Below are 11,815 nucleotides of genomic sequence, written 5' to 3' on the forward strand. Positions count from 1 at the left end.
GCCACAGGACGTGGCTTTTTAGGCGGGCAGCGCTTGTCGGGGCTGTTCGAGGCGCTTGCGCTTTTTGTTATTATATCGATTTTTTCATTGTTTTATGCGGGATACCGGCATCCATAAATTCCTCTGAAACTGTTTCATACCCAAGCCTGCTGTAAAAGGGAAGGGCGTGTGTTTGTGCATTTAATTTCAAGGTTGACAGGCTCTGAGACTTCGCATATTCCTCGATTTTATTCATGAGGGCGATACCTGCTCCAGATTTGCGATTTTCTTTTCGAACACAAATTCGCTCGACCTTTCCGATTCCATCAAGGATACGGAATCTTCCTGCACCCGCTGCTTTTTGGTGATCGTCATATAAGACGAAATGAACAGAGTCGGATTCGTATTGATCAATTTCTTCTTCTTCCGGAACATTCTGCTCATGAATGAAAACGGTCCTGCGCACTTCAAATGCATCTGCTAATTCTTGTTCATTCGTAACTATTTTTACTTCCACGATTTTTTATTCCTTTCTAAGCCTGAATGTTTCATAAACTGTCCACGAACCATTGTCCAATTGATACAGCAAATGGAGGCGATCAGCAGTATCTTCGAATTGGACTTTTGTCATCCTCAAAGAACCATACACGTCCGAATGCTCATCATCTGACATATTCTGTCCGATGGTGATATGCGGCACAAAATTATACTCCTGGTCTCCTTCGAATGCTGAATTAAGTTCAGAATGGAGGGAGACTAAATCTTCAGGTGATTCCACCTTCAGGTATATTACATTATTTACCGGTTTAAAAGAACCAATCTTTGTAATATTTAGAGAGACTGGATTAAAATTCCTGGCAATCGCATCGATTTTTTGGACGACATTTTTAATTTCTTCTTCAGTTGCTTCAAATGGCGATTTTAATGTAAGATGCGGCGGGATTAATGCATAATGTGGATCATACCGCCTTCTTAATGAATTTGCATAATCTTGGATTTTCTTTGATGGAAAAATGACAATACCGAATTTCATCTAAAAACCCCCGTTTCATGATAGTGTTAAGCAACCCGAAAATATGATTGTCCTTCATTATAACAAATTTTCGAAATATATTATATAGAGAAGCATTCATCAAGAAAACATTGTTTTCATGGCTCGTTTGAGGTTGGGTTGCCAATAGGTCCAAGTATGGTCGCCGCTGAATTCTTCGTAAAAATAGCCAAAGCCTTTCTCCTTAAATATCCTGGAAAGCTCTCTGTTGGGAGTTAGGAAATCTTTATCCGGGGAGGATGTTCGAACCACTGTCTCCCGTTCGCCGACCGTGTGGTATATATTTAGCAACTCAGGTGTATGGAAGTTTTTAACTGCCAAAAGTACTTCCTCATTCACATAAGGAGATTGAAGCAGAACCTTACCAAAAGTATGTGGATACTGGATAGCCGCTAGCAAGGAAGCGGTTGCAGCAAGTGAGTCTCCGACTAAGGCGCGCCCCATGCCCATTTGGTAAGTTGGATATCGTTCATCCAAATATGGGATAAGCTCATGAGCCAGAAAACGAATATAGGCGTGGTGCTTTTCCCCTTGTGGATGGTATTTTTGTCGCCTGTCTTCTACTGAATGATAGGGGACTCCAATGATAAGGACTTTTTCGATTTCATTTTTGCCCAGGAGTTCATCGGCAATCCTGCCAATTCGGCCTAGTTGGAAGTAATCTCGGCCGTCCTGTGCGATCAGTAAGGAATATTTATATAATGGGGAATAATTGGCAGGCAGATATGCAAGCAAACTCAGTTCTTCCCCAAGCTCTTTGCTTTGAAAAGTTATTTCTTCCATTTTACCAATAGGAAACTCCATTTGCTTACCTCCCAATTCATCAAATTGCACTAACTTTCAGTTCGATTTTAACATAGGTAGTTGAAAAAAGCATTTCAGGCCATAAAAGGTAGAGTTAATTTCAAATATTTTTTCTTTGACAAAAGCATGAATAATTATGTTAAGATTATATTGAATATTCTATATAATAAGGGGGAAATAATGTGGTAAAAAAGAAATTTCTTTTGTACATGGTGCTAACGTTTGTTCTTTCCATGACGCTTGCAGCATGTGGGGGCGGTTCTACCCAAACGAGCGGCGGCGAGGGACAAACACAAGAAAAACCTAAATTTATGAGCATCCTAACGGGCGGGACAGGTGGTACATACTTCCCATTGGGCGGCGCGTTTGCCAACATTGTCTCTGATGCAACTGGAATTGATACAAATGCTGAAACAACTGGAGCTTCTGCAGAAAACATGCAGAGTATTAAAGACGATAAAGGAGAAATCGCATTCACCCAAACGGACATTGCATCCTATGCTACAGAAGGGAAATTAATGTTTGAAGGAAATGCGATAGACAATATCAAAGCAATTGGCACCCTTTATCCTGAAACGATCCAGATTGTAACGACAGAAAAAACAGGAATTAAGACCGTTGAAGACCTAAAAGGTAAGAAAATCTCCATCGGTGCTCCCGGATCTGGTACAGCAGCAAATGCTGAGCAAATCCTTGAGGTGTATGGTATGTCTCTTGACGACATTCAAAAGCAAGATTTAAGCTTCGATGAATCAGTTAATGGCATCAAAGATGGAAATATTGATGCAGCGTTCGTAACTGCGGGTCATCCTACTGCAGCGGTAGAAGAATTGTCTGCTACAGACAAAGTTGTGATTGTACCAGTGGATGCTGACAAAGCAGATAAACTCATCGAGAAATATCCATATTACACTAAAGAAGAAATTGGTAGCGGAACGTATAAAATTAGTGCAGCGGTTCCGACTGTTGCAGTTCAGGCAATGCTTGTTGTAAAAGCAGGACTTTCTGATGAAGTTGTCTATGACATCACGAAAGCGATCTTTGAAAATTTGGATAAGGTTCAACATGCAAAAGCAAAACAAATTAACCCAGAAAACGCTCTGAATGGTGTAGGAATCGATGTTCACCCAGGAGCTCAGAAATATTTTGACGAAAAGGGAATCAAGGCTGCTAATTAATAAATAGACTTTGACCGGACAATAACTTTCAAGGTTCCTCTGTCCGGTCCCTTTTTTTGATTGATGTTCGTACAGTTTCGTAAATGGATAGCAGACGGGCGAGGCGGAAGAAAATGAAATTACTTAGGAAGAGATTTCTCTTCATTCTAGTGTTCCTCTTTCTCTTATTGGCGTTCAGTTTCTTTTACATACCATATAAAACAGCTCTTGTTTTTATTCAACCGGAGCGAGAGGAAATCCTGTGTTTTATCCCAATCTCAGAGGGCGATCGTTTCAAGATAAAATATACGCATTCCATCCACCTTTCAGATGTGATAGAAAGCTATCAAATTACGGAGCAAAGGGAAATTCGCCAATATGAATTAGAATACGAAGACTTTGCAATCGGAATGCCATCCCAACCAGCAGAAGGGGAAAGCTTTGAAATGAAGGATGGCAAATATTATATAAAAAATATGAACAGAAGGTTTGATAATTTCATCCTGCGTGTCGGAAAAGTTCGCGCGAATCATACTTTTGTTCAAGATAATTTATCTTTTCCGTTGTCAAAAGCAATTGAACCTGGGACAAGCGTCAAAATACAAGTGGAAAAAATAAACTTACTACAGCAATTAAGAGGAGTGAATATCCTTGAGCACAACGAACCATGATACATTAACGCTAGAACAGCAGCAAGAACTGATGGAGAAATACGATCCAGAAGCTGCTTCAAGGAAATTAAAAGGGATAATCGGGACAATTGTATTTATCTTGTTGTTAACCTTCTCGCTATTTCAGCTGTACACTTCTATATTTGGTGTATTAACAGCACAGCTTCAGCGATCGATCCATTTGGGATTTGCGCTTGCACTAATCTTTCTGTTGTTTCCTGCCCGTAAAAAAAACCTTTCGAAAAATAAAGTTACCTGGTTTGACATCCTATTAGCTTTGCTTGCAGTGGTGGTCGGTGCATATTGGCCTGTAATGATAGACGAGCTGGTAAATCGGGTTGGGAGACTTACACCAGTTGATTTTTCTATTGGGCTTGCTGCAATCGTGCTCGTTCTTGAAGCTACCAGAAGAACAGTGGGGCTGCCAATCATGGTAATCGCCGCTCTTTTCATGGCATACGCAGTATATGGACCTTATATGCCTGGATTCCTGGCACATCGTGGATTGGATTTTGACAGCTTGATTCAAACGATGTTCTTTACAACCGAGGGGATTCTTGGGACCCCGTTAGGTGTTTCGTCCACATTCATCTTTTTATTCTTATTGTTTGGATCCTTTCTAGAAAAAACAGGTGTCGGCCAATATTTTAATGATCTTGCCGTGTTTATTGCCGGAAAGAGAATTGGCGGACCAGCGAAGGTTGCGATTTTTTCTAGTGCTTTACAAGGAACAATTAGCGGAAGTTCGGTTGCAAACGTTGTTCAGTCTGGAGCTTTCACTATTCCAATGATGAAAAAATTGGGGTACGGAAAGGAATTCTCTGGTGCTGTAGAAGCTTCTGCTTCAACAGGTGGTCAGCTAATGCCTCCAATAATGGGCGCAGCTGCGTTCTTAATGGTTGAATTTATTGGCGGCGGGATCACTTATTGGGACATTGCAAAAGCGGCAACTATCCCTGCTGTTCTCTATTTTACCGGAATTTGGATCATGACCCATTTTGAAGCAAAAAGAGTAGGGCTTAGAGGCTTAACGGATGATGAAATTCCTGGACGGAGAGAAATTTTCTCCAAGCTTTATTTGCTCTTTCCGATTGTGGCTATCATGGTTTTGATGTTAACTGGCATGAGCGTTATGAGATCAGCTATTTGGAGTATTTTGATTACCGTAGTGGTAAGTGCGATTAGAAAAGAAACACGGATAGGATTCAAAGGAATAATAGCGGCTCTTGTAGATGGAGCGCGTTCGGCACTTGGTGTTGTAGCTGCAACGGCTTCAGCAGGTATTATTGTAGGTGTTGTAACGAAAACAGGTCTTGGGTTGAAGCTTGCAAATGGTCTATTGGATCTTGCTGGAGGAGCATTGATCCCAACATTGTTCTTTACTATGATTGCCTCCCTAATTCTGGGGATGGGTTCACCAACAACTGCAAATTATGTTATCACTTCTACCATTGCAGCACCGGCAATCATCTTGCTTGGAGTACCGGATTTATCAGCACATTTATTTGTTTTCTATTTTGGAATTATCGCGGATATTACGCCCCCTGTAGCACTCGCAGCATTTGCAGCAGCTGGTGTATCGGGTGGGGAACCTTTAAAAACAGGAGTAATGTCATCAAAACTGGCAATTGCTGCCTTCATTATTCCTTACATTTTTGTTTTGTCACCTCAAATGCTGATGATAGATACAACGTGGTATGAGTTGATTTGGGTAGTTTTAACTGCGTTATCAGGAATGATATTAATTGGAGCAGGTATTATAGGACATTGGTTAAGGAATCTATTCTGGTATGAAAGAGTTATCGCAATGATTGGCGGATTGCTGCTAATTTATCCAGAGAAAATTTCCGATATTATTGGTCTTGGTTCATTTATTTTAATCATTGCCTTGCAATTACTGAGCAAGAGAAAAAATACCCCTAAGGCAAGTATAGCAAGTTAATTTTGAGAAGAAGTCCGCTTTTATGGGGCTTCTTTTTTCTCATTCTTCCGTTCTGCAGGCATAATCGAAAAGATATTTTCAAGAACCATTCACACTAAAATATGTTGACACGATGCTGAATTCAGTTTATAGTAATAAATGTCCTCATCAAGCAGGACAAAATTATCACGATTCCTTAGCTCAGCTGGGAGAGCGCTACCTTGACAGGGAAACACTCACATATTACGATCTGATAGTTCAGCGGGAGAATACGTCCTTGACAGGGACGGGGTCGGGGGTTCGAATCCCTCTCAGATCATAGCTTTAAGGCACATTCCATAATTTGGCGTGTGCCTTTTTCGTTCTTCTATAATAAATCATTATCATCAATATTTATGAAGTCGGGGTGAAATCGGGGTGAAATGTGCGAAAACGTCTACTGATTAACAGAAAACATTTAAAGTTTCTCTTTTTATACAAATTGAATAAAAAAGTATTTACTTTTGTCTGAATATTATATAAAGTTAAATTGCAAGGGAATAAAAGGAAGAGGAGGGGATTAATATGAAAACTTTAAATTGTATATTTTCATTAAATAAATACGGTGGCTCTTTCCCCTTCAATAAGGAAATGTAATTTAATTTCAATTTACTTATTAAGACCTTCGTGTTTATACGAGGGTCTTTATTTATTTGGAAAGAGTCCCCTCTGAACAACTTAATTTAAACAAATTCAATTGAAAGAGGAGACAACTATGGAAATTAGAGAGTATAATCCAAGTGATGAAAGCGGTTGGGTGCGTTGTAGAGTATTATCATTTCTTGATACAGCATATTTTGATAATGTTTTGAAAGAGAAGGAAAAATATGATAATCCATCAATAGAATTGGTGGCAGTAGAAGAAGAACAAATTGTTGGGATATTAGATATTGAATATGAAGCCAAAGAAGGGACTGTTTGTTCAAGAGGAACAGGTCTTGGAGGAATGATTTGGCATATAGCCGTTCATCCAGATTTTCGTAGAAGAGGAATTGGCACACTTCTTCTAAAGAAAGCTGAACAGTTATCAAAAGAAAAGGGATTAAATCGTTTAGAAGCATGGACAAGAGATGATGAATGGGTAAATAATTGGTACGAAAAGAGTGGATTCCTTAATGTTGAATCGTACTTACACGTTTATTTGGATGGTGGGGAGGAGCTAAAAGGAAATATTAAAAGCGAAGTTCCTGAACTGTATCCTGTTCATACATTTGCACATTATGTAGGAGTAGAGAAAGAAAGCATTAAGGGGAAATTTAACAGAGTCCATGAATGTATTTGTTTCGAAAAAATGTTGACTTAAAGGCATATTGTCAATAAAGTATCAAAAGAGACCTTCAACGCAAGTTGAAGGTCTTCTTGTGACTTTTAATTAGAAACTGAACAATTCTGATGCTGAACGATCCATTTCTTTTGTTCTATGAGCATAGATGTCAGCCGTAATTCTTGTAGTGGAATGCCCTAACCTAACACTTACGGTTTTAAGGTCTATTCCCTGTGACAATAAATAAGTGGCTGATGTGTGACGAAGGTCATGTGGTCGGATATATCGAAGTTTATTTCGTTTTAAAAATCGCATCCATTTTGTTCTTGGATAAGATTCATAGTAGGGTAGACCAAATTCGTTAGCAAATACAAAGAAGTATTTACCACCTTGCCACTCGTCTTGTAGTAATTCTTTTTCTTTAAATCGCTGTGCTTGGTAATTTTTAAAGAGTTGAATCAAATTTGAAGGTAATGTGATTTCACGAATAGACCCCTTTGTCTTCGAATCTTTTAGTAGGAATCCACCTTCTTTTAAGTGTACCAAAGAATGAGATACATATAGGATTCCATTTTCAAGGTCTATATCCTCCCATTGAAGCCCTTGAAGCTCTCCTCTTCTTAAACCGCAAGAAATAGCAACACTATAGTACAGCCTCCAATTAAGCTCTAATTGTGGCAGGCATCTATATAATGCCTTTATTTCCTCCTTGGTGTAGGCGTCTCCTGAACCAATTGTTTCTGTTTCCTTTTTAACAATAACTGGATTTTCCTTGATGAACTTCCATTCTACCGCTCTTTCAAAAATATTTTTTATAATTCTTCGAATATAGTTGAATGACGAATTACTTAATCCTCCTGGTGTGCCATCTAATCTTGCACCATCTTTCAATAAATCATTTAGGAAACGTGTTATTTGAAATGGTTTAATCTGTTCTAATTGTAAATGTCCAAACTTTGGAATAATTCTTGTTTGAAGATGTAATTCGTAAAGTTCGAGGGTCTTTGGTGAGAGGTTTCTTAGGGCGTACTCTTCCCGCCAATCATTAATGAACTCCTTTAGGATCATTTTTTGTGGTTTTATATAGTGTGAGGATTCAATTTCTGCAACGAACTTTATCAACTCTTGATTAGCCTTCTTCTTTGCTTCCTTCTCATTCTTCGCTTCAATTCTAACCGTTTTCCGCATACGATTAGGTTTGCCGTTTTCATCGACACCATTGTAATATTCAAGTCGATAGCTGTTTTTCCCTGTTTTAGAAAATGTTCCGTTTCCCGCCATAACATCAACAGATCCTTTCTTTGTTAGTTAGTATTATTTCGCTTTTGTTTTTGTCTTCTTTTGCGTATTTTATGGGTGTTTTCACAGGTGCTTCTCTTTACACCTCTTTTTGCTGGACAGAATTTTTGGGAATCATGTGTTACTTCAAATATCGCATTACATTCCATACACTTTCTTAAACTTTTTCTATTTAAAATGGCATAAGTAAGTTGAAAATAAGCGACTTCCAACAGGTTCCGAAAGCTAACACATAATGAGATTCCATCAAGATATTCTATAGTTTCTTTCCAACTTTTTTTATGATTTAAAATCTTTGCGATGACTTCGTTGGATTCCTTCTCTTTATTGGATATGAATTCTCCGTTTACAAGAAATGAAGGGTAATGCGAAACTTGTTCTTCATTCATGATTTCATACCATAAATTTAATAGCTTTTGGTACTCGTCTAACTCTTCAAAGAAGTAAAAAGTTTCCATTTCAATTAATGTTATTGTTTCGTCAATACCTTCTTTGGTTACTTCTGATAAACCCATTGGTAAACCATAAACGTTGACAAACTTTATAAGGTCTTTATCATTATTTATTTTTGCTAAATCCAGGTAAAGGTTAGGTGTGTGGAATAAGGGATTATATGGATCGAATAGCCGTTTATTTGTTTGAGGTTTTAAAAGTTGAAGTCTTACGAGGTCATTCGGAGAATACCAGGCAGGTTCACCTACTAATTCTTCATCAGCGACTTGTTTCGCTAAAACTTCTTCGTATTTTTTTGAAAATACGGCAAATCTCGTTAAGCATTTCATTTCAAACACTTGATAATCTCCTTTCCTTGTAGGGGTAAAACAGGGTTCGACAGTTTTAGTATTGTTACACTTTTCTTTTGCTGTTACGATAACTCTGTAATCAAATAATAACAAAAGTACCCCTTGAAGTCAATATTTAACGGTGTATAAAAAAGGAGAAACCAACATGATTAATAAACCATTAAAAGTAGAAGAAGTCGCAGATCTATTAGGAGTGTCTACAGATGTCGTCTATAGCATGGTAAAACAGGGTGAAATTCCATACTTTAAAGTAGGGAAAAGATTAATTCGCTTCCAAGCAAGTTCTATCCAAAAGTGGATGAACGAGCAAGAACAATGCCATAATGCCTCATAAAATCTCCCCCTTAAATACCTTCGAAACAACTTCTAAAACAAGTAATGAATAATAAATATTGTATCTTTACAAAAGCCCCACAAACTTCTTTCACATTGCTTTCATAATTTCTTTACGCCCATCTATGATATAAGGTTATCTTTCAATTTAAGAAAAGATCCTTTGCGTTAGGTATGAATTTGTATCTAATGATGGAGATAAATATGAATCGGGCGGGAAAAATTATTGGGTTATTGTAAAAGAGAAATAACCAGTATTCACAAGTAATTTGACATCGTATTATTATTCCCAACTAATTTAAAGTACAGCAAATAAAAACAAAAGGAAGTGTCGTTATTGATCCACACAGTTAAAATGTTTTTCCCCATTACACAACATGAGATTAGGTATCTTCAACTAAAGTATGAAATGCAATACCAGAATATTGAAGGTTTCTTTAAGAAGACATACCCTGCCTTCACATCATTATCAATTAACAATTATGGAAATGGTACTTGGAAACTGTATGCGGTTATTGATTTAATAAAACTACTTGAAACCCCACACTTTTCGGAAATAGATTATCCAACTGTGGAGCATCGGATAAAACACTTTTTACAATATTTGTTTGGACATTCTTCCAGTTACAAAGAACACGTTCTGCAAAGAATTGATTATCGTAAAGATGTAATCATACCAGATAGGTGTGAAAGAAAAGCGTTATTTCATATGTATAAAAAATCCACATCAAAACATGGGTATCATAAAAAAATCATAGGTAAAATGAACAAAGAAGAAGGCAAATTTGAGGAATATAAAACAACTCAGTATCATGCAACAAAAAACAGTACAGAACTATGTATCTATGATAAAACGGAGGAGCGAATCTCCAATGACGAACCGATAGCAGACTATGAAAAAGATGTGTTAAGGTTTGAAGTAAGACTCAAAAAAGCACACATTAATCATATGGCAACAAGCGAGAAAGGAAAGTTCAGACCAAAGCAATTGCAGGAATATATGAAAGATGAATTGTACCAAGAATATGTGGATAATTACACAAAACCCTTCCTATATTCAGGCGACTACTACACTATTTATGGAGCAAGAAAAGTGCTAAAAGCAAGCGAATTACCCGATTCATGGAAACGAAAACTTGATACCTTCTTAGTAAAGGTGTCTGAACATGGTATAGACTATATGAAAAATTCAATGAAACGCCCTACCTTTCATAAAAGAATGAATCTTCTTGTCGAGCTTGGCATAAACCCCATCCTTATCCCAAAAAATCAAAGTGAATTCCCAACATTTATAAAAAACCCATTCCTTCGATAATTAACAATTTAAACATGCATCATGAAAGTGAAAGATCAATAGAGTGCAAAAAAAGAGCCGTCATTGGCTCTTTTCATATTTATAGATAAAATCTATCAACGCCTGTGAACAAAGATGTTGTAGTGTAAGACCAGGGAAATTCTTATTACAGAAGTTTGCGAAGTCCTCGTATATCTCTTTATTCATGCGTAGGTTTTTATTTACATAGGTTGCTTTACTACCATAAATGCGTTCATCAAGTATAAGCTGTGTATCGTTTGAACCTTTGGCATTGACGATTCTTTTTAATACATCAATATTTTCTTTCACGAATGTGATGTCATTGGTATTACTTTTCTTAGAAGTGTTAGCACTCCTTCTATCATTTTCACTTCGAATAAACGGAAAGAACTTTTTCTCACCTTGATGATACAGGTAGTCACCTTCTCTCATGATTTTTGAAAATGAAGATGATGGAATACCAACTTTTTCTGCAATCTCACTTAATGAGTAATCTTGCAACATTTTATTCACCGCTTTAACCCGATCTTCAATTGTCATTGTAAAGAACGTTTCTTTATTCATCTCTTTATCAGCTCCTTTGTTTTCTTATTATCTTAGATTCTATTAGTGAAATTATTCAGAGTAACTTTAATAAAGGGCTTCCTCGCTTTTTAGTATTTAGTATAAAATCTCATAGCGCTGTCCATACTGGAGAAAAAAGTAAAATTCCAGGGAGTGGACCGCTTTATGAAAGAGAACCAAGAAAAATATAATGTATTTGAATCAGCGTTAGAAATACCTGAGCCATGGTATGTTTTTCATCATGAGTTAGCCAAAGAGGAAGAAACACTTCATATTTATCTTGAATACAGAAAAGGTGCCAAATTTTCCTGTCCCAACTGTGACTCACCAGGATGTAAGGTTCATGATATTCAGGATCAAGACCGTACTTGGAGGCACCTCGACTTTTGGCAATTTCAAACAATACTTCACGCAAGAATGCCTAGAGTGAAGTGTGAGTCGTGCGGAAAAATTCGTACCGTTGTTATTGATTGGGCACGCCCAGGATCTGGCTTTTCCTTGCTTTTCGAATATCATGTCCTGTCATTGATGGTGGAAATGTCGGTTGCAGCAGTTGCACGTAAAGTTGGTGAACATGATACCCGTCTTTGGCGAGTCTTTAAATACTACGTTGAT

At 37.5% G+C, this 11,815-nt stretch carries 13 protein-coding genes and 1 tRNA gene; 8 read left to right on the forward strand and 6 right to left on the reverse strand.

Annotation, left to right across the window (positions count from 1 at the left end):
• Window positions 1–70 precede the first annotated feature (70 nt).
• From UB32_RS10495 to UB32_RS10505, 3 genes are all read right to left on the reverse strand, one after another.
• Complete coding sequence (locus UB32_RS10495) at window positions 71–496, reverse strand: GNAT family N-acetyltransferase (RefSeq protein ID WP_044393589.1); 426 nt, start codon at window positions 494–496, stop codon at window positions 71–73.
• A gap of 6 nt (window positions 497–502) precedes the next feature.
• Window positions 503–1,012, reverse strand: coding sequence for a YjcG family protein (locus UB32_RS10500; protein WP_044393590.1), 510 nt, complete (start codon window positions 1,010–1,012; stop codon window positions 503–505).
• Window positions 1,013–1,111: 99 nt separating this feature from the next.
• Window positions 1,112–1,834 carry an alpha/beta hydrolase gene (locus tag UB32_RS10505; RefSeq protein ID WP_044393592.1) on the reverse strand — a complete coding sequence of 241 codons (723 nt, stop codon included), beginning with the start codon at window positions 1,832–1,834 and terminating at the stop codon, window positions 1,112–1,114.
• Between the two features lie 182 nt (window positions 1,835–2,016).
• Between UB32_RS10505 and UB32_RS10510 the strand changes: the two genes are divergently transcribed.
• The 5 genes from UB32_RS10510 (at window position 2,017) to UB32_RS10530 (ending at window position 6,925) form a co-directional block, all read left to right on the forward strand.
• Complete coding sequence (locus tag UB32_RS10510) at window positions 2,017–3,012, forward strand: TAXI family TRAP transporter solute-binding subunit (RefSeq protein ID WP_084221794.1); 996 nt, start codon at window positions 2,017–2,019, stop codon at window positions 3,010–3,012.
• A 113-nt stretch (window positions 3,013–3,125) separates the two neighbouring features.
• Complete coding sequence (locus UB32_RS10515; RefSeq protein ID WP_044393594.1) at window positions 3,126–3,662, forward strand: DUF1850 domain-containing protein; 537 nt, start codon at window positions 3,126–3,128, stop codon at window positions 3,660–3,662.
• A 31-nt stretch (window positions 3,663–3,693) separates the two neighbouring features.
• The gene (locus tag UB32_RS10520) at window positions 3,694–5,604 is read left to right on the forward strand and encodes a TRAP transporter permease (protein WP_044393610.1); all 1,911 of its coding nucleotides are present in this window, start codon (window positions 3,694–3,696) and stop codon (window positions 5,602–5,604) included.
• Window positions 5,605–5,830: 226 nt separating this feature from the next.
• Window positions 5,831–5,902: transfer RNA gene (locus UB32_RS10525), tRNA-Val, on the forward strand.
• Between the two features lie 435 nt (window positions 5,903–6,337).
• Window positions 6,338–6,925: a GNAT family N-acetyltransferase gene (locus UB32_RS10530; RefSeq protein WP_044393596.1), complete on the forward strand. Its 588-nt coding sequence runs from the start codon at window positions 6,338–6,340 to the stop codon at window positions 6,923–6,925.
• A 69-nt stretch (window positions 6,926–6,994) separates the two neighbouring features.
• On the opposite strand, the gene UB32_RS10535 is transcribed toward UB32_RS10530, so the two are convergent.
• Together UB32_RS10535 and UB32_RS10540 are read right to left on the reverse strand one after the other, a co-directional pair.
• Entirely contained in the window at window positions 6,995–8,167 is a 1,173-nt protein-coding gene (locus UB32_RS10535) for a tyrosine-type recombinase/integrase (RefSeq protein ID WP_044393598.1), read from the reverse strand.
• Between the two features lie 23 nt (window positions 8,168–8,190).
• Window positions 8,191–8,976 carry a hypothetical protein gene (locus UB32_RS10540; RefSeq protein ID WP_044393600.1) on the reverse strand — a complete coding sequence of 262 codons (786 nt, stop codon included), beginning with the start codon at window positions 8,974–8,976 and terminating at the stop codon, window positions 8,191–8,193.
• A gap of 157 nt (window positions 8,977–9,133) precedes the next feature.
• Here UB32_RS10540 and UB32_RS10545 point away from each other — a divergent pair, with 157 nt between their 5' ends.
• Together UB32_RS10545 and UB32_RS10550 are read left to right on the forward strand one after the other, a co-directional pair.
• Window positions 9,134–9,322 (forward strand): helix-turn-helix domain-containing protein, encoded by a 189-nt coding sequence (locus tag UB32_RS10545; RefSeq protein WP_044393602.1) that lies wholly within the window; start codon window positions 9,134–9,136, stop codon window positions 9,320–9,322.
• A gap of 336 nt (window positions 9,323–9,658) precedes the next feature.
• Window positions 9,659–10,636: a hypothetical protein gene (locus UB32_RS10550; protein ID WP_044393604.1), complete on the forward strand. Its 978-nt coding sequence runs from the start codon at window positions 9,659–9,661 to the stop codon at window positions 10,634–10,636.
• A gap of 60 nt (window positions 10,637–10,696) precedes the next feature.
• Here UB32_RS10550 and UB32_RS10555 read toward each other — a convergent pair whose 3' ends face one another.
• Window positions 10,697–11,200: a hypothetical protein gene (locus UB32_RS10555; RefSeq protein WP_044393606.1), complete on the reverse strand. Its 504-nt coding sequence runs from the start codon at window positions 11,198–11,200 to the stop codon at window positions 10,697–10,699.
• Between the two features lie 165 nt (window positions 11,201–11,365).
• Between UB32_RS10555 and UB32_RS10560 the strand changes: the two genes are divergently transcribed.
• Window positions 11,366–11,815: ISL3 family transposase (locus UB32_RS10560; RefSeq protein ID WP_044393608.1), on the forward strand; the 450-nt coding region annotated here is incomplete at its 3' end.

Source organism: Mesobacillus subterraneus (assembly GCF_000934845.1).
In the GTDB taxonomy this organism is placed as follows: domain Bacteria; phylum Bacillota; class Bacilli; order Bacillales; family Cytobacillaceae; genus Mesobacillus; species Mesobacillus stamsii.

Excerpts from the sequence above, each read along its gene's own strand:
- UB32_RS10500 (WP_044393590.1), bottom strand. The coding sequence starts at position 1,012 with ATGAAATTCGGTATTGTCATTTTTCCATCAAAGAAAATCCAAGATTAT.
- UB32_RS10505 (WP_044393592.1), bottom strand. The coding sequence starts at position 1,834 with ATGGAGTTTCCTATTGGTAAAATGGAAGAAATAACTTTTCAAAGCAAA.
- UB32_RS10515 (WP_044393594.1), top strand. The coding sequence starts at position 3,126 with ATGAAATTACTTAGGAAGAGATTTCTCTTCATTCTAGTGTTCCTCTTT.
- UB32_RS10520 (WP_044393610.1), top strand. The coding sequence starts at position 3,694 with ATGGAGAAATACGATCCAGAAGCTGCTTCAAGGAAATTAAAAGGGATA.
- UB32_RS10530 (WP_044393596.1), top strand. The coding sequence starts at position 6,338 with ATGGAAATTAGAGAGTATAATCCAAGTGATGAAAGCGGTTGGGTGCGT.
- UB32_RS10535 (WP_044393598.1), bottom strand. The coding sequence starts at position 8,167 with ATGGCGGGAAACGGAACATTTTCTAAAACAGGGAAAAACAGCTATCGA.
- UB32_RS10545 (WP_044393602.1), top strand. The coding sequence starts at position 9,134 with ATGATTAATAAACCATTAAAAGTAGAAGAAGTCGCAGATCTATTAGGA.
- UB32_RS10555 (WP_044393606.1), bottom strand. The coding sequence starts at position 11,200 with ATGAATAAAGAAACGTTCTTTACAATGACAATTGAAGATCGGGTTAAA.